The organism is Streptomyces neyagawaensis (genome assembly GCF_023516595.1).
Lineage (GTDB): Bacteria > Actinomycetota > Actinomycetes > Streptomycetales > Streptomycetaceae > Streptomyces > Streptomyces neyagawaensis.
Map to the genome: position 1 here is coordinate 90629 of NZ_JAMGBG010000010.1, position 22711 is coordinate 113339.

24 protein-coding genes and 3 pseudogenes are annotated in these 22711 nt (G+C 72.7%); 2 read left to right on the forward strand and 25 right to left on the reverse strand.

Features of this window, described 5'->3' with window-relative positions:
- Positions 1 to 20 precede the first annotated feature (20 nt).
- The 13 genes from M8J73_RS05420 to M8J73_RS05480 form a co-directional block, all read right to left on the reverse strand.
- On the reverse strand, positions 21 to 302 hold the full coding sequence (locus M8J73_RS05420) for a gas vesicle protein K (protein WP_055539027.1): 282 nt from the start codon (positions 300 to 302) through the stop codon (positions 21 to 23).
- Positions 299 to 487, reverse strand: a complete 189-nt coding sequence (locus M8J73_RS05425; protein WP_055539028.1) for a gas vesicle protein — start codon at positions 485 to 487, stop codon at positions 299 to 301. The genes M8J73_RS05420 and M8J73_RS05425 overlap by 4 nt, the downstream gene beginning before the upstream one ends.
- On the reverse strand, positions 484 to 1296 hold the full coding sequence (locus M8J73_RS05430; RefSeq protein WP_055539029.1) for a GvpL/GvpF family gas vesicle protein: 813 nt from the start codon (positions 1294 to 1296) through the stop codon (positions 484 to 486). Before M8J73_RS05430 ends, M8J73_RS05425 begins: the two co-directional genes overlap by 4 nt.
- The gene (locus M8J73_RS05435) at positions 1293 to 1658 is read right to left on the reverse strand and encodes a gas vesicle protein (protein ID WP_055539030.1); all 366 of its coding nucleotides are present in this window, start codon (positions 1656 to 1658) and stop codon (positions 1293 to 1295) included. Before M8J73_RS05435 ends, M8J73_RS05430 begins: the two co-directional genes overlap by 4 nt.
- Positions 1655 to 2875: an SRPBCC family protein gene (locus tag M8J73_RS05440; protein WP_055539040.1), complete on the reverse strand. Its 1221-nt coding sequence runs from the start codon at positions 2873 to 2875 to the stop codon at positions 1655 to 1657. The genes M8J73_RS05435 and M8J73_RS05440 overlap by 4 nt, the downstream gene beginning before the upstream one ends.
- Complete coding sequence (locus M8J73_RS05445) at positions 2868 to 3542, reverse strand: hypothetical protein (RefSeq protein WP_055539031.1); 675 nt, start codon at positions 3540 to 3542, stop codon at positions 2868 to 2870. Before M8J73_RS05445 ends, M8J73_RS05440 begins: the two co-directional genes overlap by 8 nt.
- Complete coding sequence (locus tag M8J73_RS05450; RefSeq protein WP_055539032.1) at positions 3542 to 3802, reverse strand: gas vesicle protein GvpG; 261 nt, start codon at positions 3800 to 3802, stop codon at positions 3542 to 3544. Before M8J73_RS05450 ends, M8J73_RS05445 begins: the two co-directional genes overlap by 1 nt.
- A gap of 43 nt (positions 3803 to 3845) precedes the next feature.
- A complete protein-coding gene (locus tag M8J73_RS05455) occupies positions 3846 to 4607 on the reverse strand; it encodes a GvpL/GvpF family gas vesicle protein (RefSeq protein WP_055539033.1) in 762 nt (253 codons plus the stop codon).
- Complete coding sequence (locus M8J73_RS05460) at positions 4604 to 5029, reverse strand: gas vesicle structural protein GvpA (RefSeq protein ID WP_055512029.1); 426 nt, start codon at positions 5027 to 5029, stop codon at positions 4604 to 4606. Before M8J73_RS05460 ends, M8J73_RS05455 begins: the two co-directional genes overlap by 4 nt.
- A gap of 99 nt (positions 5030 to 5128) precedes the next feature.
- Positions 5129 to 5563 carry a gas vesicle protein GvpO gene (locus M8J73_RS05465; protein WP_079054867.1) on the reverse strand — a complete coding sequence of 145 codons (435 nt, stop codon included), beginning with the start codon at positions 5561 to 5563 and terminating at the stop codon, positions 5129 to 5131.
- A 62-nt stretch (positions 5564 to 5625) separates the two neighbouring features.
- A complete protein-coding gene (ligD, locus tag M8J73_RS05470; protein WP_055539035.1) occupies positions 5626 to 6564 on the reverse strand; it encodes a non-homologous end-joining DNA ligase in 939 nt (312 codons plus the stop codon).
- A 42-nt stretch (positions 6565 to 6606) separates the two neighbouring features.
- A complete protein-coding gene (locus M8J73_RS05475; protein WP_055539036.1) occupies positions 6607 to 8454 on the reverse strand; it encodes a transketolase in 1848 nt (615 codons plus the stop codon).
- Positions 8451 to 9818 carry an NAD(P)/FAD-dependent oxidoreductase gene (locus M8J73_RS05480; protein WP_107423978.1) on the reverse strand — a complete coding sequence of 456 codons (1368 nt, stop codon included), beginning with the start codon at positions 9816 to 9818 and terminating at the stop codon, positions 8451 to 8453. The genes M8J73_RS05475 and M8J73_RS05480 overlap by 4 nt, the downstream gene beginning before the upstream one ends.
- Before the next feature lie 232 nt (positions 9819 to 10050).
- Here M8J73_RS05480 and M8J73_RS05485 point away from each other — a divergent pair.
- Positions 10051 to 11042, forward strand: a pseudogene (locus M8J73_RS05485) (LLM class F420-dependent oxidoreductase).
- A gap of 143 nt (positions 11043 to 11185) precedes the next feature.
- Here M8J73_RS05485 and M8J73_RS05490 read toward each other — a convergent pair.
- Both M8J73_RS05490 and M8J73_RS05495 read right to left on the reverse strand, forming a co-directional pair.
- Positions 11186 to 12229, reverse strand: a complete 1044-nt coding sequence (locus tag M8J73_RS05490; RefSeq protein ID WP_055539037.1) for an SDR family oxidoreductase — start codon at positions 12227 to 12229, stop codon at positions 11186 to 11188.
- 6 nt (positions 12230 to 12235) lie between these two features.
- Positions 12236 to 12757 carry a phage holin family protein gene (locus M8J73_RS05495; RefSeq protein WP_055539038.1) on the reverse strand — a complete coding sequence of 174 codons (522 nt, stop codon included), beginning with the start codon at positions 12755 to 12757 and terminating at the stop codon, positions 12236 to 12238.
- Between the two features lie 143 nt (positions 12758 to 12900).
- Between M8J73_RS05495 and M8J73_RS05500 the strand changes: the two genes are divergently transcribed.
- Positions 12901 to 13254: a VOC family protein gene (locus tag M8J73_RS05500; RefSeq protein WP_055539039.1), complete on the forward strand. Its 354-nt coding sequence runs from the start codon at positions 12901 to 12903 to the stop codon at positions 13252 to 13254.
- A 13-nt stretch (positions 13255 to 13267) separates the two neighbouring features.
- On the opposite strand, the pseudogene M8J73_RS05505 reads toward M8J73_RS05500, so the two are convergent.
- From M8J73_RS05505 to M8J73_RS05550, 10 genes and pseudogenes are all read right to left on the reverse strand, one after another.
- A pseudogene (locus M8J73_RS05505) lies at positions 13268 to 13855 on the reverse strand (arginase family protein); the annotation flags it as partial.
- A 197-nt stretch (positions 13856 to 14052) separates the two neighbouring features.
- A pseudogene (locus M8J73_RS05510) lies at positions 14053 to 14373 on the reverse strand (arginase family protein); the annotation flags it as partial.
- A gap of 91 nt (positions 14374 to 14464) precedes the next feature.
- On the reverse strand, positions 14465 to 15409 hold the full coding sequence (locus M8J73_RS05515; protein WP_055542441.1) for a C45 family autoproteolytic acyltransferase/hydrolase: 945 nt from the start codon (positions 15407 to 15409) through the stop codon (positions 14465 to 14467).
- A gap of 53 nt (positions 15410 to 15462) precedes the next feature.
- A complete protein-coding gene (locus tag M8J73_RS05520) occupies positions 15463 to 16026 on the reverse strand; it encodes a GNAT family N-acetyltransferase (RefSeq protein ID WP_055542440.1) in 564 nt (187 codons plus the stop codon).
- A gap of 73 nt (positions 16027 to 16099) precedes the next feature.
- Positions 16100 to 16366, reverse strand: coding sequence for a LapA family protein (locus M8J73_RS05525; RefSeq protein ID WP_249828306.1), 267 nt, complete (start codon positions 16364 to 16366; stop codon positions 16100 to 16102).
- 95 nt (positions 16367 to 16461) lie between these two features.
- Positions 16462 to 17388, reverse strand: a complete 927-nt coding sequence (locus M8J73_RS05530) for a S66 peptidase family protein (RefSeq protein ID WP_249828334.1) — start codon at positions 17386 to 17388, stop codon at positions 16462 to 16464.
- A 35-nt stretch (positions 17389 to 17423) separates the two neighbouring features.
- Positions 17424 to 19433 (reverse strand): dipeptidyl-peptidase 5, encoded by a 2010-nt coding sequence (locus M8J73_RS05535; protein WP_249828307.1) that lies wholly within the window; start codon positions 19431 to 19433, stop codon positions 17424 to 17426.
- Positions 19434 to 19527: 94 nt separating this feature from the next.
- Positions 19528 to 20859, reverse strand: coding sequence for a M20/M25/M40 family metallo-hydrolase (locus M8J73_RS05540; protein ID WP_055541335.1), 1332 nt, complete (start codon positions 20857 to 20859; stop codon positions 19528 to 19530).
- On the reverse strand, positions 20852 to 21685 hold the full coding sequence (locus M8J73_RS05545) for a M55 family metallopeptidase (RefSeq protein ID WP_055541334.1): 834 nt from the start codon (positions 21683 to 21685) through the stop codon (positions 20852 to 20854). Before M8J73_RS05545 ends, M8J73_RS05540 begins: the two co-directional genes overlap by 8 nt.
- A 107-nt stretch (positions 21686 to 21792) precedes the next feature.
- On the reverse strand, positions 21793 to 22515 hold the full coding sequence (locus M8J73_RS05550) for a class I SAM-dependent methyltransferase (protein WP_055541333.1): 723 nt from the start codon (positions 22513 to 22515) through the stop codon (positions 21793 to 21795).
- Positions 22516 to 22711 lie beyond the last annotated feature (196 nt).

Consider the following 22711-nt stretch of genomic DNA (forward strand, 5'->3'; position numbering starts at 1 on the left):
CGAAGAGCGGGCTCAGTCCCTCAGTCCCTGGGGAGCAGCGGTCCGAGCGGCCCGAGGTCCAGATTGAGGTCCTCGGGCCGCAGGCCGTAGCGCTCGCGCAGCTCGGTCATCCGGTCGTCCAGCAGCATCAGGGTGAGCCCGATGCGCTCCTCCTGCTCCTCGGTCAGCTCCCCCGTGTCGAACCGGCGCACCGCCTGCCGCTCCATGAGCTGACGGAGCAGTTCGACGACGGTGAGGACCAGCTTGACCAGGTCGCGTTCCACCGTGTCGGGTTCCAGTTCGAGACGGTTGCGGCCGGTCACTCGCTGCCTCCCCAGGGTGCGGGCACGTTCGCGTTCACGGAGCTGATGAGCGCGTTCAGGTCGATACGGACGAGGTCGACGTCCGCGATGCGCAGGGTGAGGTCACCGGTGATGACGACCCCGCCGGCGAGCAGCCGGTCGAGCAGGTCGACGAGGGCCACCTCCCGGCGTTCTACGACGGTCACGAATTCTCTCCGCTCATGTCACCGGAATCCATGTCACGACCGGAGTTCCCTTCGCCGGGCTCCTCACCGCTGAAGGAGTAGGCGGCCCAGGGTCCGGTGAGTTCCACGCGCAATCCGGGTTCCTCGTTCTTCGTGCGGTCCACGATTTCCACGAACTCCTCGGAATTCCGGCGCGGCACCAAGTAGGCCGCGTTCAGCACATTGCGGCCGGGCGCTCCGGAGAGGGCGGAATTCTGGGGTGCGTGCAGCCGGGTGTCCTCGGCGCATTCCGCGAGGGTCTCGTGCAGTCGGCGGGCGAACCGGTCGGCCTTCTCCCACATCTCCTCGTGGGCCTGCCGGCTGCGCCGCCGCTGCCGCAGATAGTCCCGCCCGCTGGTGACCTTCGCCGACTCCCGGGGCTGCTCCTCGGCCTCCGGTTCCGCGTACACCTTGACGCCCCACTCCACCCGGCCCGACAGCCGGTCCAGGGTGCGCAGGAAGCCCTCCTCGCGGGCCTCCAGCATGACCCGTACGCCGCTGTCGTCGTGAAAGACGGTGCCGAGGCGCAGCGGGAGCGGGGTGGTGACCACGGTGAGCGCGTCGATCACGTTCTGGTGGGCGTGGGCGGTCTCGGTCAGCCAGTCGAGGTCCTCCAGGTGGGCGCGGAGCGGCTGCTCCGCGAAGTCCCGCTCGGGCACCTCGCTGACGACGGCGATCAGGTCGTGGTGGCGCAGCAGCCGGGGAGGGGCGCCCCCGACCCCCGTGATCTGGGACTGGAGCGGCGCGCCGAAGGGCCGGCACACGGCGTACACGTAGCGCAGTCCGGTCATGAGGGCTCCTCTCTGGCACGGCCGCGCTCGACGGCCGGCTCCGGCTCACGCCGGGGACGGCCGTCGTCCAGCTCGGCGAGCCGGGCGCGCAACTCGGCGTTCTCTCGGGAGAGTTCGTCGCGGCGGGCGTGCGACGACAGGGCCGGGTCGGTCTCCCACCAGTCGATACCCATCTCCTTGGCCTTGTCGACGGAGGCGACGATGAGGCGCAGCTTGATGGTGAGCAGTTCGATGTCGAGCAGGTTGATCCGGATGTCGCCCGCGATCACCAGACCTTTGTCCAGTACACGCTCCAGGATGTCGGCGAGGTTGGCGCTGCCGCTCTGGCCGTACGGCTCGGGGGCTCGGCTGGGGAAGGTCACCGGCGGCTCCCGCCCACGGCGCCCTGTTCCTCGTCCTCATAGTCGTACGGTTCCTCGTCGCTGTCCTCCTCGGCGTCGTCCTCGTACGCGTCCTCCGCCTCGTCGGGGGCCTCGGGGTCCTCCTCGTACGCGTCCTCGGCGTCCTCGTCGTCCGCGTACTCGCCCTCGTCGGTCTCCTCGTCGGCGTCCCGGGGCTCGTCGTCGGGCTCCTCGTCGTCGTAGGCGCCCTCGTCGTCCTCGTAGGCGTCCTCGGCGTCCTCGTGCTCGTCACGGGCCTCGTCGTCGTCGCGGGACTCCTCACGCTCCTCGTCCGCCACCACGTCCTCGTGGGAACGCACGACCTCGCCGTCACGGATCTCCCCGCGCCAGCCTTCCTCCGCTTCACCCTTAAGAGTGACAAAGCGGGCGAAATGTTTGAGGTCGAGCCGAGCGCGGCGGCCCTGGGCGCGCCAGAGGTTGCCGGTCTTCTCGAACAGCCCCTTCGGGTAGTACTCGATCACCAGGAGTACGCGTGTGAGGTTGTCCGCGAGCGCGTGGAAGGAGACCGTGCCCTTCGTCGTGCCCTTGGCGCCCTCCGACGTCCAGGTGATCCGATCATCGGGCACTTGTTCGGTTGTGTGGGCCTTCCAGCTGCGGTTGGACCAGAAGACCTTCAGCTGCCAGTCGGAGTGGGTGTCGTCGGCCCGGCCGGCGCTCTTGACGCCCTTGGCGAAGGTGCTGAAGTCCTGGTAGCGGGTCCACCGGTCGTACGCGGTGCGCACGGGCACACCCACGTCGATGGACTCCAGGATCACGGTGGGCTTGTTGCCCGCCCCGCCCCCGCGGCCGCCCTTGCCGCCGCCGAGGTTCTTCAGGGCGCCCAGCACATTGTCCTTGGCCCGGCCCGCGCCCACCTCCAGGGCGGTGCGCAGCGGCCCCTTGCCCTCGGCGATCTTGCGGCCGCCCTCCAGGGCGAGCTTGGCGAAGCCGGGGCTGTTGCCGTCGGCGATGTCGTTCAGCTTGCCGGTGGTCTCGCCGAGCTTGCGGCCGAGGCCGACCAGCATCCGCTGGGCCTGCGCGGCCAGGAACTCCCGCGCCTCCTCCTTCAGGTGGTCGACGGCGGGGCTGTGGGCGAGGTCGGAGAGCGGCGTGCCGTTCGCCGCGCCCTTCGCCGTGTCGGTCGTGCCCTTCGCCGTTTTCGTCGCGCGGCCGGTCGCCGCGCCCAGGGTCTCAGTCATCGCCACCGCCTCCCCTCGTGGCCCGCGACCTGGTGGCCTTGCGGGCGGTCTTCTTGGCCGGGGTGGTCTTCCTGGCGGCCGTCTTCTTGGCGGCGGCCTTCTTCGCCGTGCCCTTGCGCGCGGCCGGGGCGGCGGTCTTCTTCGCGGGGGCCTTCTTGGTGGCGCGCGCGGCGGTCTTCCTCGCCGGACGCTCGCGCTCCGGCTCCTCGCCCTCGTCGCCGGCCTCGGACTCGTCCGCGTCGGAGCGGGCGTCGGCGCCCTCCTCGTCGTCCTCCGAGGACGCTTCGGCTCGCTCGTCCTCGTCCTCGTACGCGTCGTCGTCCTCGTCGCGGTCCGACCGCTCGGGGGCGGCTCCGGAGAGCTGGTCGCGCACCTGGGAGGTGCGCCCGTGCAGCCGGTCCGCCAGACCTTCGATCTGGCGTTCGACGAGGGCTCCGGTGGCCGCCTTGCCGACTCCGCGCAGATCACCGCGCAGCTGGTCGCCGAGCTCCTTGAACTGCGGATTGTCCTTCAGTTGCTGGGACACCAGGTCAGCGATGCCCCGCGGCGTCAGATTCAGCCGCTTGCCCGCCACCATGGTGCCGACCGCGACGGCGAACTTCAGTTTCTTCGTACGTCCGAGGACGTATCCGGCCCCGACAGCGAGGCCCAGTCCCACTCGGTTCATCATGTCGTCCCATCGCCATTTCCCGTACTCCTGCGCGCGCTGATCTCCAGCCGCTCCAGAAGCTCGTCCTCCAAGCGGTCGAACTCCTCCTCATCGATCTCGCCCGCGTCGAGCCGCTGCTCGAGGCGGGCGAGTTCGGCGCGGACGGCCGCCGGGTCGTAGTACTGGCGCTCGGCCTCGGCCAGCACCTGTCCCACCGCCCAGAGGCTGCCGCGCACCGGTGCGAACGGCAGCAGCAGCACCTCGGAGATCAGACCCATGCACTCGCCTCCTTCGACCTTCCGCGCCGTGCGCGTGGCGCGATCAGTGCGCCGCCTCCGCCTCCGCCTCCGCGTGCCGGACGGGGCCCGGCTCGACGAAGCTGTACGGCGGCAGCGGACCGTTGACCCGCAGTTCGATGTGCGGATGGCTCTTGCGGAACTGCTCCACGGCGGCGAGGAACACCTCGGCCGACTGCCGGTCGACCAGGTACGAGACGTTGGCCAGCCAACCGCTGGACTCGGGGCCCACGCTCACGGCGGTCGCGGCCGCCTCCAGCGCCCGCTGGAGCTCCGCCGCGTCCTCGGCCTCCCGCTGCTGCACCGCGCCGGCGACCATCTCACCGAGCCGCAGCCGGTCCTCGTAGGTGCCGCCGTCGGCCTTGCGATTGGCCTCCGCCAGCGAACGCAGCTCGGCGTTCTCACTCATCACGCGGTGCAGCACGCCCTGCTCGTCATGGCTGGCCTTGACGTTGTACTCGACCTTGCCGTCGAGGGCGCCCAGCCGCTCCCGGTAGTGCTCGGCACGCTCGGCGAGCACCCCGGTGACGGCCGCGTCGTCCTGGGCGACGCTGCCGAACCGCATGGGCAGCACGGAGCCGCCCCCGCCCGCCTCGCTCAGCACGTTCTGGTGGGCGAGCAGGTCCTTGCGCTTGGGGCGCAGCCCCTCGGGGGCGTCGCTGACGATCGCCGCCAGCTCGCCCTCCCGCAGGATCCGCACGGGGCGCGGCGGGTCACCGACCCCGCCCATGCCCTCGGGAAGCGCGGTGTGCGAGCCGGCCGTGATGCCGTAGACGTACGTGCTCACTCCTGTTCCTCCCTCTTGCGCGAGCTGGTGGTCTTGCGGGCCCGGGGCCGCGATTCGGTCTGGCCGTCGTCGCGGGCCTGCTTGAAGGCATCGGAGATCGTCTCGGCGGCGCCGGACAGCGCCCCCTTCGACTTGCCGCGCGCGCCGGACTCGGTGATCTCACCGACGAGGTCCGGCAGGCCGGGGTCCTTGCGCGGCCCGGCCTCCAGGTCGAGCCGGTTGCACGCCTCGGCGAAGCGCAGATAGGTGTCGACGCTCGCGACGACGACCCGCACGTCGATCTTCAGAATCTCGATGCCCACGAGGGAGACCCGTACGAAGGCGTCGATGACCAGTCCTCGGTCGAGGACCAGTTCCAGGACGTCGTAGAGACCGCTGCTGCCGCCTCCACCGCCGGACTGCTGTGCCGGGACTACGGTCATGCCGGCCGTTCCTCCTTGCTTGTCTGCGGATGCTGATGTCTGGGGACGCCGGTGTTCTGGTGATGCCGGTGTCCGGTGATGCCGGTGCCGGACGGCGGCCTAGCGGCCGCCGGAACGGCGTGGGTCGGCCCTCCCGCGCTCGTAGCGGCGGACGCGCCGGTAACCGGTGAGCTCACCGTCCGGGTCGAGCTCCACCTGATAGCTCGCGAGCAGGCTCATGGTGTCGGGGACCCTGGCCACCTCCAGGACCTCGACCTCCAACGTCCAGCCGTCCTCGGTCTGTTCGAAGGACGACACGGACTCGGGCGCCATACCGGTCAGCTCCGCGAGCTGGGTCCGCGCGTGGCGCAGTACCTGCATGGGGGTGGGACGGCTCTCGACCTCCTCGTGCCGGGAAGACCCGGACGACTCCCGCCCCTCCTCCGGTTCGTCCGCATCCTGTGCTGTCTGATCCTTCTGCGATGTCTGGCTCTTCTGCGATGTCTGACTTTTCTGTGAACGTTGCGTCTTGGACGTGTTGGATGTGTTCGACATGGCCACCTCGAACACCGAGTGGCCCTCCGGCCGTTGGCCAAACCTTCCGGGTGCGTACGGTCTCAACCGCGCAGCGTGCCGAGCCGCCGTCGGGCCGGGCCGAGGGCGCGGGCCCTGCGCATCACCCCGGCCCAGGGGTCGGTGCGGGCCTGGTCGACGGCGTCCTCGATCGTCCAGCGGCGCGCGTCGACGGCGGGGTCGTCGAGCTGCTCCCAGGTGATCGGTGTGGCGACGGGGGCGCCGGGGCGGGCCCGTACGGTGAAGGGGGCGACCGCGGTCTGGGCGTAGGCGTTGCGCTGGATGTCGAGGTAGAGGCGCCCTCCCCGGTCCTTCTTGCGGACGGCGGTGGTGAGCCGCTCGGGATGGGCGCGGACCAGTTCCTCGGCGATCTCCCGGGCGACGTCGCGCACCGCGTCGAAGTCGTCGTGCCCGTTCACCGGCACGACGACGTGCAGACCCTTGGAGCCGGTGGTCATCGGCGCCGACGGCAGCCCCAGCTCGTCGAGCAGGTCCTTGACATCGTGGGCCGCTCGGCGGACCTGGTCGAAGTCGTCCTCGGCCGGGTCGAGGTCGAGGACCATCCGGTCGGGCCGGTCGATCCGGCCGGTCCGGGAGAGCCAGCGGTGCAGGGTGACACAGGCCTGGTCGGCGAGGTGGACGAGGGTGGCGGTGTCGTCGCAGACCGTGTGGACGACCGTGCCGCCCTCCTTGGCCACCTCCACCCGCTCGATCCAGTCGGGATAGTGGTCGGGGGTGTTCTTCTGCATGAAGGTGGGGCCGCCGAGACCGTCCGGGTGCCGTTCCAGCATCAGCGGACGCCCGCGCAGATGCGGCAGCATGAACGGGGCGACGGCCCGGTAGTACGCCACGAGGTCGCCCTTGGTGTACTCCTTGCCGCCGCCCTGCCCCTGCCCACCACCGTCCGCGGGGAAGAGCACCTTCTCGGGGCGGTGGATCTCCACGCCCCGCCGACCGACCCGCAGGGTGCGTGCCGCCCCCATGGTCAACTCCTCACTCCGTACGGACCGTTCCCGCCGTGCCGGTCAGGGCGCGATCGCGTGCTCCACCAGGAGGCGGCCGGCCGCTGCGATCGCCTCCGCGTCGATGCCCGCCTCGTGCAGCTGCTCCTCGGGGGAGGCGGAGCCCGGCATGTTCCGCACCGCGAGGCGCACCAGGCGGGGCACCGGCCGCCCGTCGGCGAAAGCGTCCAGGACCGCGTCGCCGAGGCCGCCCTCCGCGTGGTGGTCCTCGACGGTGAGGAGGCAGCCGGTGCGCTCGGCGGCCTCCCGCAGGGTGCGGCGGTCGACGGGCTTGACCGAGTAGAGGTCGATCACCCGGATCGGGATGCCCTCGCGGCCCAGCGCGTCGGCGGCCTTCAGCGCCTCGTGGACGGTGATCCCGGCGGCGACGACGGTCAGCCGGTCGTCGTCCGAGGCGCGCAGCACCTTGCTGCCGCCGACGGGGAAGTCCTCGGTCGGGCTGTAGACGACGGGGGTCTCGCCCCTGGACGTGCGCAGATAGCGGACGCCTTCGAGGTCGGCCATGGTGCCGACGAGCTTGGCGGTCTGGTTGGCGTCGCACGGGTACAGCACGGTCGAGCCGTACACGGCGCGCATCATCGCCAGATCCTCCAGGCCCATCTGCGAGGGCCCGTCGCGGCCGATCGCGACCCCGGCGTGCGAGCCGGCGAGATTGATGCCGGCCCCGCTGATCGAGGCCATGCGGACGAAGTCATGGGCGCGGGTGAAGAACGCGGCGAACGTCGAGGCGAACGGCACCCAGCCGCGCGACGCGAGTCCCACCGACGCGGCCACGAGTTGCTGTTCGGCGATGTAGCACTCGAAGAACCGGTCGGGGTGTTCCTTGGCGAAGAACTCGGTACGGGTGGAGTCACCGACCTCACCGTCCAGGGCGACGACATCACCGCGGGCACTGCCCAGCGCGGCGAGCGCCTGCCCGAAGGCGTCGCGGGTGGCCACCTCGTCGCCGATGTCGTAGCGGGGCAGCTCCAGGTGCCCGGTCCGTACGGCGTGCAGCATTCGCGCGGCGGGCGGCTCGGGCGCCTCGACGCGGAGGTCGCGCGGGCCGCCGAGCTCGGCGATCGCCTCGTCGGCGTCCTTGAGGGGCTTGCCGTGCAGCCCTTCGCGGTCCTGGACGGCCTCGACGCCCTTGCCCTTGAGGGTGCTGGCGAGGATCACGGTGGGCTGGCCCTTGGTGGACTCGGCCTCGCCGTAGGCGCGGTCGACGGCGTCCACGTCGTGGCCGTCGATCTCGATCGTGTGCCAGCCGAAGGCGGCGAAGCGGCGGGCGTAGGCGTCCAGGTCATGGCCGTGCCGGGTGGGGCCGCGCTGGCCGAGCCGGTTGACGTCGACGATCGCGGTCAGGTTGTCGAGGTGCTCGTACGCGGCGTGCTCGGCGGCCTCCCAGACGGAGCCCTCGGCGAGCTCGCTGTCCCCGCACATCACCCAGACCCGGTAGCCGGTGCGGTCCAGCCGCTTCCCGGCGAGCGCGATGCCGACGGCCACGGGCAGGCCCTGGCCGAGGGACCCGGTGGCCGTCTCCACCCAGGGCAGACGGCGCGGCGTGGGGTGCCCTTCGAGGCGGCTGCCCAGCTTGCGGTAGGTCATCAGCTCCGTGTCGTTGATCGCCCCGGCCGCCTTGTACGCCGCGTACAGCAGGGGCGAGGCGTGGCCCTTCGAGAGCACGAAGCGGTCGTTGCCGGGGTGCTCGGGCCGCTCGAAGTCGTAGCGGAAGTGCCGTGCCATCAGCACCGCCATCAGTTCCGCCGCCGACATCGACGACGTGGGATGCCCGGACCCGGCCGCCGCCGAGGAGCGAATGCTGTCGACGCGCAACTGCTGTGCCAGTTCGTTCAGTTGACGGCTGTTCATGAGTCTCCTTCCGCACCCGGTGCGGGCTTGTGCGAGGGGTCGGTCCGCTTCGGCGACGCGGGGGCGGGTACCTTCGCCAGTTCCGGGGAGGCCGTGTCCAGGGGGACCGACCAGGAGCGGACGAGGCCGAGTTGGACGCCCTGGCGGGGCAGGACCGCGTCGAGGAGCCAGTCGGCGGCGACCCGGACGCGGTTGCCGGGCATCGCGGCCAGGTGGTAGCCGCGGGTGACGGCTCCGGCGATCGGCCCGGACAGGGGGATGCCGAGGGGGTTGGCGGCGGCCTTGACCCCGCCGAGGTCCACGACGAAGCCCAGGTCGCTGTGGCGGTACGGCTTCGGCTCGCCCCGGCCGAGGGAGGCGGCCACATTGAGGGCCGCGACCTTGCCCTGCCGCCAGGCGTGCTGGGCGGTCATCGGCGTGTACGAGCCGGGCTTGGTCAGATCGGGCACGGCGGCCGCGTCCCCGCAGGCGAACACCTCGGGGCGGCCGGGCACCTGGAGCGTGGGCTCGACGAGCAGCCGGCCGCGTTCCATGGGCAGCCCGAGCGACTCGGCGAGCGGATCGGGCCGTACGCCCACGCACCACACCACGGTGCGGGTGTCGACGAACTCCCCGTCGCTCAGCAGCACTCCGGTGGAGGTCGCCTCCTTCACGGAGGTCCCCATCCGCACGTCGACGCCCCGCTGCCGCAGCACCCGGTCGGCGGTCGCGGACAGCCTCTCGTCCATCTCCGGCATCACCCGCTCGGCGATGTCGAGCAGCATCCACCGGGGCCGCACACCGTCCCAGCGTGGCTGCTTGCGCACCAGCTCGTCGGTGAACAGCTGCCCCTGGGCGGCCACTTCGGTGCCGGTGTACCCGGCGCCGACCACCACGAAGGTGCAGCGCGAGCGGCAGGCCTTGGGGTCCTCGGAGCCGGCGGCCAGCTCGATCTGCCGGGTCACGTGGTCGCGCAGGTACAGGGCCTCCGGCAGACCGCGGAAGCCGTGGGCGTGCTCGGCGACGCCGGGAATGGGCAGCAGCTTGTTGACGCTGCCGGCGGCGAGCACCAGCCGGTCGTAGGTCAGGGTGCCGACACCGCCCTCGGGGTCGGCGTAGCGCACGGTGCGCGCGTCCAGGTCGATCTCGTCGGCCTCGCCGAGCACCAGGCGCGTGTGGCGCAGGGTGCCGGTGAGGGAGACGGTGACCCGGCGCGGTTCCAGGATGCCGGCGGCGACCTGGGGCAGCAGGGGCAGATACAGGAAGTAGTCGGTCGGGTTCAGCAGGGTGATGTCGGCCTTGTTCCGGGTCAGCCGCTCCAGGGTGCGGGCCGTCCGGTAGCCGGCGAAGCCGGCACCGACGATCACGATGCGGGGTCGACTCACGGTTCGCCTCCGGCGGGGTCGCGCGTACGGAGTCCTCGGTCGTGGAGTCCTCGATGGTCCGGTCTGGGCGTACGGCCTCGCTCTCGGGGCTTCCGGCCCACGCCGTACGGGCTTACCGCGTCCCCCTGGTGGGGTCGCCCAAACCGGCGGGGGCGGCGAGGCCGCGGGTTTCCACCGTGACCTCCGGGTACCCGGACCGCGACCTGACCCGCACCAGCCAAGGACACCCCCCATGCCCGAGTTCGGCTACTTCCTGGCGACCGAGGAATTCGGTCCCGCTGACCTCATCGAGCAGGCGAGGATGGCCGAGCAGGCCGGATTCGACTGCCTGTGGATCTCGGACCACTACCATCCCTGGAACGACGAACAGGGCCAGAGCCCCTTCGTGTGGTCGGTGATCGGCGCTCTCTCCGAGGCCGTGTCGCTGCCGGTGGAGACGGCGGTGACCTGCCCGACCGTCCGGATCCACCCGGCGGTGGTGGCGCAGGCCGCGGCGACCAGCGCGGTGATGACCGGGGGCCGGTTCCGGCTCGGCCTCGGCTCGGGCGAGGCCCTCAACGAGCACATCCTCGGCACACTCCCCCACTGCCTCAAGGGCGTGGGGGGACCCCCAGGCCGCCGGCGAACGTGCGCCTGGAGATGCTGGAGGAGTCGATCCAGATCATGCGGCGCCTGTTCACCGGCGAGGAGGTCACCCACCACGGGCCCCACTACACCGTGGAGAACGCCCGCCTCTACACGGTCCCCGACGAGCCCGTCCCGATCGACATCTCCGGATTCGGACCCAAGGCCGCCGGGCTGGCCGCCCGCGTCGGCGACGGCTTCATCACGATGGGCCCGGACGAGGAGATGGTGACGCAGTACCGCAAGGGCGGTGGGGGCGGCAAGCTCGTCAGCGGCGGTACGAAGGTGTGTTGGGGCCAGGACCGCGAGGAGGCCGTCCGTACGGCCCACCGCCTCTGGCCGAACCAGTACCTGCCCGGCGAGATGGGCCAGATCCTGCCGACGCCCCGCCATTTCGAGCAGCTGGGACCGCTGGTGACCGAGGAGACGGTCGGCGAGAACACGGTGTGCGGCGACGATGTCGACGAGCACGTCCGTGAGCTTCGGACCTTCGTCGAGGCGGGCTTCGACCGCGTGTACGTCGGTCAGATCGGCCCCGACCAGCGCGGCTTCTTCGACTTCTACCGCACGAAGGTGCTGCCGCAGCTCCGCCAGGGCTGACCCCGGAAGACCCCCGGTTTCTCGGCCCGGACGGTGCCTTCTCTCCCCGTCGTCCGGGCCGAGCGCACGTACGGACGCGCTCTCCCCGCTGTTCCGACCGGCTGTTCGTACCGGCTCCCACCGGCTGTTCGTACCGGCTGTTCCTACCGGCGCGACGGCGTCCGGCCCAGGCGACGCAGACCGGCCGTCAGCGCGGCCCCCAGCCCGCCGATCGCGACCACCGCGCCCACCCGGTCGCGGTTGCGTGACGCCCAGTCCTGCGCGCTCCTGGTCCGGGCCTCGGCGTCGAAGCGCCCGTGCGCCCCGTGGTCCCGCCCGTGGGGGCCGTCCGCGGGCACCCACAGGTTGCCGTTCCCGCGGTGCTCGCCCGGGTCCTGCTGGGAGGCGAACCCGGTGCGGCCGAGGTACCGGTCGAGGAGCCCCGGCGCGACGGCGTTGGCGATCAGGGTCGCCGCGGTCGAGCCGCCCACCCAGTACTCGCGTCGCCGCCCGTGCCCGGCCGCGTGCACGACCGCCCGCGCGGCGACCTCCGGCTGGAAGATCGGGGCGACGGGCCGCGCCCGTCCCGGCAGCCGGCTCAGCACCCACTCGAACTGGGGTGTGTTCACGGCCGGCAGCTGGACCATGGTGGTCCGCACCCGCGAGCCGTCGTGCAGCAGCTCGCACCGCAGCGACTCGTTGAAGCCCTGGATCGCGTGCTTGGCGCCGCAGTACGCGGACTGGAGCGGGATCCCCCGGTAGGCGAGCGCCGAGCCGACCTGGACGATGGTGCCGTGGTCGCGGGGCAGCATGTGCCGCAGCGCGGCCCGGGTCCCGAACACATGGCCCAGGTAGGTCACTTCGGTGACCCTCCGGAACTCGTCGGGGGTGATGTCCTGGAAGGGCGCGAAGATCCCGGCGAAGGCGTTGTTGACCCAGACGTCGATGTGCCCGAAGGCGTCGACGACCTGCTGGGCGGCGTCCTCGACCGCCTTGGCGTCGGCCATGTCGACGGGCACGACGAGGGCCTCGCCCCCGGCCCGCTCGACGTCGTCGGCGGCCGCGGCGAGGCCCTCACGTCCGCGTGCGAGCAACGCCACCCGGTCGCCCCGGGCGGCGAACGCCACGGCGGTGGCACGGCCGACGCCGGCGCTGGCCCCGGTGACCACCACGGCCCTGCGACGGCGTCCCGACGGCGCGGCGCCCATGGCGCGTCACGCCCTGTGGTGCGGTGTCTCCGGGTCACCGCCCGGCGCGGGCGGTGACCCGGTCGGCGTACCCGGCACCGGCCCGGCGGCCGGGGCGACGGGCGGGACCGGCGGGTAACCGGCCGGCGCCACACCACCCGGCGGCATGCCCGGCGCGATGTCGCCGGCGCCATGGCCATGGTCGGCTGCGCGCTCGGCTCCGTGCCCGGCTGCGTGCCCGGCGCCGGGCCGGGACGCGGAGGGACGGGCCGCGCCCCTCAGTACGTACGCCACGGCGCCGAGCACGACGGCCGTGATCAGCGCGGCGGCCCAGTCGGGCAGGACCAGCGAGAGCGCCAGACCGAGGGCGAGCGCGAGCGCGGCACCCGCGTACAGGGCGAGGGCACCGGACGCGGCGTAGAGCGCGGCCCGGCGACGCTGTTTGCGGGTCTGCTGCCGCAGTTCGTCCCGCACCGTCTCGCGGGCCACCAGCGCCAGCTCGTCGACCAGGTGCTTGTCCAGATGTTCCAGATGATCCAAGCGGTCCATGCCGCCCGAGTACCCGATGCCCTCCCCGGGTAACGCGGCGCGCGGGCCCCGCGGGCGGCCCGCACCCGTACCCCGCCGGCTCCGGCCGTCCGGAGATCTCCCGCGTGGCCGGTCCCGGCGGTTTTCCAACTAGGCTTTTCCGTATGGAGATTCTCGGAACCACGCTCCGTATCTGCGTCGACGACCTTGAGGCCGCGGTGCCGTTCTACGAGAGACTCTCGGGCGGACCGGCGATGCGCTTCGAGCGCGGTGGCGTCCAGGTCGCCGCCATCGGGTGCTTCCTGCTGATGAGCGGCCCGGAGTCCGAGCTGGAGGTGCTGCGGAAGGTGGCCGCGACCATCGCGGTCGAGGACGTCGACGAGGCGAACCGGGTGCTCACCGCCTCCGGCGCCCGGGTCCTGGCGGGCCCGGTGCCGACGCCCGTCGGCCGCAATCTGATCGCCGTGCACCCGGACGGCTCGGTGTACGAGTACGCCGACCGTCGCGCACCGGGATAGCCCCGGCGGTGCCTCAGCTCCCGGACCGGCCGGCGAACGCGGCGACCACGATGTCCGTGAGCAGCGCGCCCGCCGTGCCGTCCGGGTCGAGATCGGGGTCGTAGATGGTGACGTTGAGGCCGACGCAGTGCGGTGACCTCACCAACGGGCCGAGCAGCGCGGTCAGTTCGTCGGGGAGCAGTCCGTCGGGGTCGGGGCTGTCGACGGCGGGCATGACGGACGGGTCGAGGACGTCGGCGTCGAGGTGCACCCAGAAGCCGCCGAGTTCGGGCGTCTCGTAGCTCTGCGCGGTGACCCGGGCGAGGTCGTCCGGGCCCCAGGTGCGCAGGTCGCCGACGGTCACCACGGGGATCTTCAGGTCGGCCGGCTCGGTCCGGTCGTCCTCGAAGGCGTCCCGGATGCCGAAGAGGCGCACGTCCTCGTCGCGCGGATACGGCTTCAGGCCCTCCAGGTCGGTGAGGTCGTCCTGTCCGCGGCCGGTGGCGAGGGCGAGTTCCTCGCCACCGGCAGCGCCGATCCGGTCCGAGTTGCCGGGGTGCCGGAAGTCGGCGGACGCGTCGATCGCGACGAGCCTGTACCGCCCGATCCGTCGCATCGCTAGTGCCGTGACCGGAAAGGTTTGCCGGGAGGCTCGCGGCGTCCGGTGCTGGGGGCACCTCCCACGCCATTCAGGCAGTGGGGGAGCATCGCAAGGCGGAGCATCGCCCGCGTACTGGATGTACGCGGGTGATGCGACAACGCGGCGAGGTGCCGTGCCGGGCGTCGCGAGCCGGTGAACCTTTCCGGTCACGGCACTAGGGAGGCACCGAGCTGGATCGAGCAGTCGCCGCCGAGGACGACGGGCAGCTCCCCGGCGCGCAGGTGCCGCTCGACCCGGTCGGCGAGCCGACGGGTGTACGAGGCGAGCGCGGCCGCGTTGAACACCCCGTCCCCCTCCTGCCAGTCCCCGCGGTCGTACCGCGGCGGCACCACCACACCGCCCTCCAGGGCGCCCAGCCTCCGTACGATCCCCTGCTCCCTGAGCGCCCCCGCGAGCTTGTAGCAGCCGGGCACGGTGCCGGGGGCGGGCGGCCGCAGGCCGAGGTTCGAGGGGGCGTCCACGACGACGAGGTTCCGCATGGCCCCATCCGGCGCCGTCGAGCGGACCCGCGGGGCCGGAACGCGTCGACGGACCGGGCCGGGCCACATCGGGGCCCCCGACGGGCGTGGTTCAGCCGCGCCGCCCGAGGCGGATCGTGCGCTCCCCCGGCACGAACGCGTCGAAGGACTGCTCCCAGGACTCACCGGGCCAGTGGTAGGTGACGCGTCCCTCGCCGGGCCGGTAGTGGGCGGTGTAGACCGTGCCGAGCCCCTCGTCGTACGCGGTCTGGTGGAGCGGCGGCTGAAGCATCGCCGCGACGTCCACGCCCGCCGCGCGGACCGCCGCCAGCCGCCGCCCGGTCCGGGAGAACCGCTCCTGCTCGTCGGGCACCGGCAGATGCTGGTGGTTGGCGGCGCAGGCGTCCGGGGCCTCGGTGAGCTCGATGTCCGGCCCCACGTACACGGTGACCGCCCGCTCGTGGTCGACGAGGGTGATGTTCTGCGGGAGGGAGATCGGGATGGATCGCAGCCTGCGCACGGCCTCGTCGACGGTGTCGCAGGTCTCCAGCAGATAGCGCAGCACGATGAGCACGGCGAAGCCGGGGCCGTGGACGAACCGCCCTCCGAAGGTGAGCGACACCGCCAGCCCGGCGTCGTTCATCCCGTCCAGCAGCCCCCAGGCCGCGTCCTGCATACCGATCACCGGGCGCAGGAAGTCGGACCGGACGATCACGCCCTCGCACTCGTCGGGGTCGAAGTCGTAGGTGCGCAGCAGGGTTCCGGCGCCGCCGATCTGGGTGCAGCCCGAGAAGAAGGGGCGCAGGGTCGCGAGGGTGAGGAAGGCCTCCGCGTCGGGCCGGTCGAGCTGCCGGACGAGCCGGTCCAGTACCGGGACCAGCTCCGGCATGTGCGTCTCGAACAGCTTCCGGGCCCGCTCGGCGCCCTCGGGGGTGCGGCCCTCCTCGGTCATCCACCTCTCTGCGAGCGACCACAGCGGGCGTGTGTGAGCGGCCCACCGTCCGTCCCCGCCGTCGCCGACGTCGATCGCGCGAAAGGTCTTCTCCAGGTCCCCCATGACGGCTGCCGCTCCCTCGTGCACACAGTGGGTCGACGGCAACGTAGTTAATTTCAGGGGCGGTTGGCCAGATCGTCGGACCGCATCCGCGTCGTGAGCGCCCACCGCTCGTGGTCCCGCCAGGCCCCGTCGATGAACAGGAAGTCGGGTGAGAAGCCCTCCAGCCGGAACCCGCAGTGGCGGGCCAGGGCGATGGAGGCGGTGTTGCCGGGCTGCACGTTGATCTCCAGCCGGTGCAGCCCCAGGGCGGTGAACGCGTGCTCGACGACCAGATCGAGCCCCTCCCCCATCAGCCCCCGTCCGGCGGCGTGGGCGAAGGCCCCGTAGCCGAGGGCGCCGCACTGGAAGGCGCCCTCCACGATGTTGTTGATGTTGATGAACCCGGCGATGGCCCCGCCGTCCCGCTCGCACACCAGGAACCCGGCCTTCGTGGGGTCCTCAATGAGCCGCCCCGCGTAGGTGGCGTACGCGACGGGCGTGGTGGGCGGAAACAGCCACGGGCGATGCAGGTCCCGGCTCTCCCGCGCCCGCGCGATGAACTCGGGGCCGTCGTCCAGGGTGAAGTGCCGTATCCCCACACGGGGGCCCTCGGCGAGGTGGCGGACGTTCTCGGACACCCCGCCACGGTACGCCGGGCCGTCCCGCGCCCGCCGCCCGGCCCCGGCCCCGGCCCCGGGGCCGTCGGTCGTCTCAGCGGCGTTTCATGTAGTACGCCCAGTACGCCCCGCACACCGCTCCGATCAGCGCCGTCCCGAGCAGCGCCAGCCACAGCGGCATCGTGACCTCGGGGACCAGCAGCCGGATCTTGGTGGTCCGGGTGTTCTCGAAGATGAAGACGAGGGCGAGCAGGGCGAGCACGCCGACGGTGACCCTGCCGGGCGTCAGCATGTCACCCCACTGCCGGTGCCCGCGTGCCGTGCCCCTGCCTCGGTCGGACGCGGTGGTCTTCGGGCTCATACGACCAGGATGCGACGCGGCGGCGCTCCCCGCCCGGCGGGAGCGCCTCGCAGCGGCGCCGGCTCGGACCAGCGCCGACTCAGACCAGCGCCGGCTCAGACCAGCGCCGGCTCGTCCAGCGTCAGCGTGCCCGCGTCCGCGTCCAGTTCGGCCGTCACACCGAACGGGACGGTCAGCGCGCCGTCGCAGTGGCCGAAACCGAACTCCTCCACCGTCGGCACGCCGAGTCCGCCGAGGCGGTCCACGAGCAGGGCCCGGACCCCCTCGTACGGCTCGCACTGGGCCCAGGAGCCGAGGAGGACCCCGGCGACGCCGTCGAACCAGCCGGCCCGCAGCAGCTGGGTCAGATAGCGGTCGAGGCGGTAGGTCTCCTCCCCGACGTCCTCCAGGCAGACCAGGGCGCCCCGCGCGCCCGGCCGGGCGTACGGGTTGCCGAGTTCCGCGGCGAGCAGGCAGAGGCAGCCGCCGAGCAGGACGCCCCGCGCCCGGCCGGGGACGAGGGCGGTGCTGGCCTCGGCGGTGATCGTGCGCACCGACTCGGGAGCGAAGAGGGTGGCCCGCAGATGGTCCTGCGCGCGGGTGTTCTTGAGGAAGTCGAGGCCGGCGGCCATCGGACCGTGCAGGGTGACAAGACCGGCGCGGGTGGCGAAGGCCTCGTGGAGGGCGGTGATGTCGCTGAACCCGACGAGGGTCTTCGGCCCGGCCGCGCGGACGGCGTCCCAGTCCAGCAGGTCGGCCATCCGCTGTACGCCGTAGCCGCCGCGGGCGCACACGACGGCGGCCACGGACGGGTCGCACCAGGCGGCCTGGAAGTCGGCGGCCCGGTCGGCGTCGGTGCCGGCGAGGTAGTCGAAGTCGGGGTGCCGGTCGAGCGTGTGCGGTGCGACGACGGGGTCGAGGTCCCAGCCGCGCAGGAGGTCCAGCCCCGCGCTGAGCCGCTCCTCGGGCACCGGCCCGCTGGGGGCGACGACGGCCACCCGGGCGCCGGGCACGAGGCGGGCGGGCCGGGTCAGCGGGGTCACGGCGGGCGCCGGGGGGCGGGTCGGCGGGGGTGTGGTCACTTGGCGAGCTCCAGGGTAGGGATTCCAGGAGGATTCAACCCGAAGACCTGCGCATACAGCGAAAGCTCCGCCTCCAGCACCCGCACCATCGTCTCCGCCCGCCGGAAGCCGTGCCCCTCGCCTTCGAAGGCGATGTACGCGTGCGGCACCGGCCGTCCCTCGATCCTGGCCAGGAACCGCTCGCACTGCGTGGGCGGGCAGATCACGTCGTCGAGGCCCTGGAGCAGCAGGAAGGGCGCGGTGATCCGGTCGGCGTGCTCGGCCGGCGACCGCTCCGCGTACCGCATCGGCTCCTCGGCGAGCGGCCCGACGAGGCTCTCCAGATACCGCGACTCGAAGTCGTGGGTCTCCCCCGACGCCCACTGGGTGAGGTCCAGCACCGGGTACAGGATGGTTCCGCAGGCGTACACGTCGGTCGTGGTGAGGGAGACGGCCGTGGTCCAGCCGCCCGCGCTGCCGCCCCGGATGGCGAGCCGGGAGCGGTCGGCGGTGCCCTCGTCGGCGAGGGCGAGGGCGACGGCCGCGCAGTCCTCGACGTCGACGACGCCCCACTGCTCGCGCAGCCGGTTGCGGTACTCCCGCCCGTAGCCGGTGGACCCCCCGTAGTTGACCTCGGCGACGCCGATGCCGCGCGAGGTGAAGTACGCGATGGCCAGATCGAGGACCAGGGGCGCGCGGCTGGTGGGTCCCCCGTGCGCCCAGACGACGTACGGCGGCAGTTCGGTGCCGGGGGCGAGGCAGCCGGGGTTGTGGGGCGGGTAGACGTGCGCGTGGATCTCGCGTCCGGCGGGGCCGAGGAAGGTGCGGATCTGGGGTTCGGGGTAGTGGGAGGGGTCGACCGGGTCGTCGTGCGCGGCCCCGACGACCCGGGCGCGGCCGGCGAGGGTGCCGGCGGAGCCGGGGTCGGCGGGACCGGTGTCGAGTTCGACGACCTCGTAGGCGCTGCGCGGGCTGGCGCCGATGCCGATCACCCGGCCGCCGTGGGTGGCGAGCGACGGGGCGAACTCGGTCCAGGGGCCGGCCGCGTCCGTGATCTGGCCGGTCTCGGGGTCGAGGATGCCGAGCGCGGTGGCGCCCCGGCCGTGCACGACGGCGATGAGCCCGCTCTCCAGCAGGGCGAACCAGCGCAGGCCGATCCTCCACAGCGGCCCGCCGAACTCCTCCTCGCGAGCGCACAGCGGTGTGTTGCGGCCGTCGTGCTCGCGCCGGTACAGGTTCCAGTAGCCGGTGCGGTCGCTGGAGTGCACGAGGGTGCCGTCGGCGGCCCACTCGACCTGGGCGATCGACTCATCGGGGCCGCCCTCGACGGTCCGCGCGCCGCGCAGCGTGCCGTCGTCGGCGACGTCGGCGACGATCAGTTCGGTGCCGTCCCAGGGCATGCGCGGATGGTCCCAGGCGAGCCATGCGGCGCGTCGGCCGTCGGGTGAGATCCGGGGCCCGGTGACGAACCGGTGGGCCCCGTCGGAGAGCTCGCGGACGGCGCCGCGGTCCTCGGCCGCCGAACCGTCCAGCGGCACCGCGGCGACGACCCGCCGTACGTCGGCGGGTCCCTTCCCGGTGAACTCCTCCAGGACGCACCACACCTCGTCCCGCTCGGGGTGGAGCTGCGGATCCGCCCAGCGCAGCCCGCCGCCCACCGGGGACTCGGGCGTGAGGGCCACGGGCTCCCCGCCGGGCTCGTAGCGGTAGAGGCGCTGGTCGGCGAAGTTCACGAACACCACGAGGGGCCCGGAGTCCCGCGGGAGTCCGGCCCACGGGTGCCCGCCGTACTCCATGACGCGGCTGCGCACGTTCCACGGCGCGGGCAGCACCGACTCCTCCGTGCCGTCGGAGGTCCGTCGTACGAGGGTGCGTCTGCCGCCCTCGGTGGGCCGTGGTTCGGTCCACCACGCCTCGTCGCCGACGAACCCCGCGAACTCGGGGTGCCCGTCGTGGGCGGCCGCGAGCTCCGCGTCGATCGGAGAGGGCCATGAACCGTACGCCAGGGTCTGCACCTTGTCCCCCATCTCCTTTCGTCCCCCGTCTGTGCCTTCCCCGAGCCGCCGCTTCCTAGGCCCTGTCGTCACATTCCGCCGTCGCCCGAAGGCGGACCCGGTGTCGCTACGCCGTCCTGAGGAAGCGGTCGAGTACCCGGACACCGAAGTGGAGCGCCTCCACCGGGACGCGTTCGTCGACGCCGTGGAAGAGGGCCGCGTAGTCGAAGCCCTCGGGGAGCTTCAGCGGCGCGAAGCCGTAGCCGGTGATCCCGAGGCGCGAGAACTGCTTGGCGTCCGTGCCGCCCGGCATGCAGTACGGCACCACGTGGCCCTCGGGCGCGAACTCCTCGACGGCGGCCCGCATCCGCGCGTACGTCACGGAGTCGACCGGCGCCTGGAGGGCCACCTCGCGGTGCTCGAACTCCCAGTCGACATGGGGCCCGGTGAGCAGGTCCAGGGTCTCGCGGAACTCGTCCTCGCCGCCGGGGACGTACCGCCCGTCCACATGGCCGACGGCTTCCCCCGGGATCACATTGATCTTGTAGCCGGCGTCGAGCATGGTCGGGTTGGCGCTGTTGCGCACGGTCGGTTCGACCAGGGCGGCGGCCGGGCCGAGCTTCTCCAGCAGCCGGTCGACGCCCTCGGGGTCGTCGAGCGCGGCGTCGATGCCGTACAGCGCGGCGAGCTCGGTGAGGGCGGCACGCACGGTCGGGGTGAGCCGCAGGGGCCACTCGTGGGCGCCGATCCGGGCGATCGCCGCCGCCAGCCGGGTCACCGCGTTGTCCCGGTTCACCTTGGAGCCGTGACCGGCACGGCCGCGCGCGGTGAGCTTCAGCCAGCCGGTGCCGCGTTCCCCGGCGGCGATCGGGTAGAGCTGTCGGCCGGCTCCGTCGTGGAAGGTGAACGCCCCGGACTCGCTGATGCCCTCGGTGCAGCCCTCGAACAGGCCCGGGTGCCGGTCGGCGAGGAACCCGGAGCCGTCCTCGGCGCTGGCCTCCTCGTCGGCGGTGAACGCGATCACGATGTCGCGGCGGGGCCGTACACCGTGGCGGGCCCACTGCCGTACGGCGGCGAGGATCATCGCGTCCATGTTCTTCATGTCGACGGCGCCCCGGCCCCAGACCACGCCGTCGCGGATCTCCCCGGAGAACGGGTGCACGCTCCAGTCCTCCGCCCGCGCGGGCACCACGTCGAGGTGACCGTGGACGAGCAGCGCGTCCGCCGAGGGGTCGGTGCCCTCGATCCGGGCGACGACGTTCGTACGGCCCTCGGTGCGCTCCAGCAGGGTGGGTTCCAGTCCGGCCTCGGCGAGCCGCGCGGCGGCGTACTCGGCGGCGGGCCGCTCGCGGCAGTCGCCGCCGCCGCGGTTGGTGGTGTCGATGCGGATGAGGTCGGAGGTGAACCGGACGACCTCGTCGAGCGCCTGTTCGTCCACGGGTGCCGTCTGCTCAGCCATAGGTCTCCTCCATCGCGGCCGAGACGATCGTCGTGACCGCCTTGAAGGTACGGATGCCCTCGTACATGGTCGGGCTGGTGTACGCGATCTTGCGTTCGCCGGTACGGGTCACGCCCGGTACGACGGTCGCGGCCATCGCGAGGTGCTCGGCGTCGAACTCCAGCGCCACGGTGAAGGGCCCGCCCTGCACCGGTTCGTGCCGGACCGCGAGCGACGCGGCCTCCTTCGCCGCCGCGCGGATGTCGGCGGCGGTCCGCGCGGGGGTGCGGCACACCGCCGCGTACCGGGACACGTGGTCCTTGACCGCGACCTTGAGCGCGCCGGGCGCGTATCCGAGGGCGTCCTCGCACGCCACGTCGTCACCGGTCACCAGCACCACGGGCACCCCGAACTCGGCGACCACACGGGCGTTCAGCAGCCCCTCGCTGGCCCGTACGCCGTCGACCCACACGCCGGTGATGGAGTTCGCGAGGTAGGTGTGGGCGAGGACGCCCTCCATGCCGGCGCCCGCGTGGTAGCCGACGAAGGCGATGCCGTCGACGTCGCCGTGCTGCACGCCCTCGACCATGGACAGCGCCTTGTGCCGGCCGGTGAGCATCTGCGCCCGCTCGTCCAGCTGCTCCAGGAGCAGGTTGCGCATCGTCCAGTGCGCCTCGTTGATCAGCACCTCGTCGGCGCCGCCGTCGAGGAAGCCGAGCACGGCGGCGTTCACGTCGGAGGTGAACATCGCCCGGCACCGCTCCCACTGCGGGGTACCCGGCAGCACGTCGGCGGGCCAGGTGACACCGGTGGCGCCCTCCATGTCCGCACTGATGAGGATCTTCATGACGCCTCACGTTACGCGCCGCCCCGGACGGGCGCGGCGACGAGCCCCGTCGGACGTCGCGGTTCCCTTCTGCCCGGGGGCGGCTCCGCCCGGTGTCGCTCCCGTGCTCAGCCCCGGCCGGCCACGTACCACCTCGACGGCAGCTCGATCCGGGTGCCGTCGGGGGTGTGCTCGGTGGTGACGAGGGGCAGCCCGCCGTCGGCGAGGACCGTGAGCCCGGCCGTGCGCAGGTACTCGGGGACGGCGGCGTCGCTGACCTCGGCGGGGGCGATGCCGTGGCGGAAGACGGGGGCGAGCTTCGCGGGCGGGCCCGCGGGACCGCCGGCCAGGCCCATGAGCACGGGCTTGGCGGCCTCGGAGAGTTCGACGAGGAAGGCCCGGCCGCGCTCCCCCACCAGCGTGGCGACGGTCTCGACGAGGCGCTGTCGGTCCTCGGGCTCGCACTGGTGGAGGACGCCGCGCACATAGACGTTGGCGTCGCCGAGGTCCGCGCGCAGCGCGTCGGCGTCCGCCTTGTCGGCCGCGTCGAGGAGCCGGTAGTCGGCCCGGCCGTCGGGGTCGGCGCGGCGGGCGTGGTCGAGGGCGGCGGCCGAGAGGTCCGTTCCGACGACGCGGGCGAAGCGGTCGGCGAGGTAGCGGGTCTGGGTGCCGTTGCCGCAGCCGAGGTCCACCATGGGCAGGTCCAGGGCGGTGAGGTGCGGCTCGAAGAGGGCCAGGTGAACGGCGGAGGTCCGCGCGGGCTCGGCGTCCCAGAACACGGCTCCCGCCTCGTCCGGGGCCTCACGCCAGAACCCGTCCCAGGCGTCCCGGTACCGACTCGTCACGCTCATGCCCAACCCCCTGGATGTGGCCGCGGGCCCACCGGACGGGTGGCCCAGAACGGTCTACCGCGCCCGTCACGCGGGGACAAGCACCCGGGGCCGCACCTTCACCCCGCATCCGGATCGCCCACACCGCGCCGGGCCCCGCGCGCCTACCCGCGTTCCCCGCGCCCCACGGAGAACACCGCCGCCACGGTCGTGTGTG

Coding starts and splice junctions, on each gene's coding strand:
- M8J73_RS05535 (WP_249828307.1), bottom strand. CDS start 19,433: ATGGGGGACAAGGTGCAGACCCTGGCGTACGGTTCATGGCCCTCTCCG.
- M8J73_RS05550 (WP_055541333.1), bottom strand. CDS start 22,515: ATGAGCGTGACGAGTCGGTACCGGGACGCCTGGGACGGGTTCTGGCGT.
- M8J73_RS05465 (WP_079054867.1), bottom strand. CDS start 5,563: ATGTCGAACACATCCAACACGTCCAAGACGCAACGTTCACAGAAAAGT.
- M8J73_RS05460 (WP_055512029.1), bottom strand. CDS start 5,029: ATGACCGTAGTCCCGGCACAGCAGTCCGGCGGTGGAGGCGGCAGCAGC.
- M8J73_RS05495 (WP_055539038.1), bottom strand. CDS start 12,757: ATGGACCGCTTGGATCATCTGGAACATCTGGACAAGCACCTGGTCGAC.
- M8J73_RS05475 (WP_055539036.1), bottom strand. CDS start 8,454: ATGAACAGCCGTCAACTGAACGAACTGGCACAGCAGTTGCGCGTCGAC.
- M8J73_RS05440 (WP_055539040.1), bottom strand. CDS start 2,875: ATGACTGAGACCCTGGGCGCGGCGACCGGCCGCGCGACGAAAACGGCG.
- M8J73_RS05500 (WP_055539039.1), top strand. CDS start 12,901: ATGGAGATTCTCGGAACCACGCTCCGTATCTGCGTCGACGACCTTGAG.
- M8J73_RS05430 (WP_055539029.1), bottom strand. CDS start 1,296: ATGACCGGACTGCGCTACGTGTACGCCGTGTGCCGGCCCTTCGGCGCG.
- M8J73_RS05450 (WP_055539032.1), bottom strand. CDS start 3,802: ATGGGTCTGATCTCCGAGGTGCTGCTGCTGCCGTTCGCACCGGTGCGC.
- M8J73_RS05490 (WP_055539037.1), bottom strand. CDS start 12,229: ATGGGCGCCGCGCCGTCGGGACGCCGTCGCAGGGCCGTGGTGGTCACC.
- ligD (WP_055539035.1), bottom strand. CDS start 6,564: ATGGGGGCGGCACGCACCCTGCGGGTCGGTCGGCGGGGCGTGGAGATC.
- M8J73_RS05525 (WP_249828306.1), bottom strand. CDS start 16,366: ATGAGCCCGAAGACCACCGCGTCCGACCGAGGCAGGGGCACGGCACGC.
- M8J73_RS05515 (WP_055542441.1), bottom strand. CDS start 15,409: ATGGGGGACCTGGAGAAGACCTTTCGCGCGATCGACGTCGGCGACGGC.
- M8J73_RS05540 (WP_055541335.1), bottom strand. CDS start 20,859: ATGGCTGAGCAGACGGCACCCGTGGACGAACAGGCGCTCGACGAGGTC.
- M8J73_RS05545 (WP_055541334.1), bottom strand. CDS start 21,685: ATGAAGATCCTCATCAGTGCGGACATGGAGGGCGCCACCGGTGTCACC.
- M8J73_RS05445 (WP_055539031.1), bottom strand. CDS start 3,542: ATGAACCGAGTGGGACTGGGCCTCGCTGTCGGGGCCGGATACGTCCTC.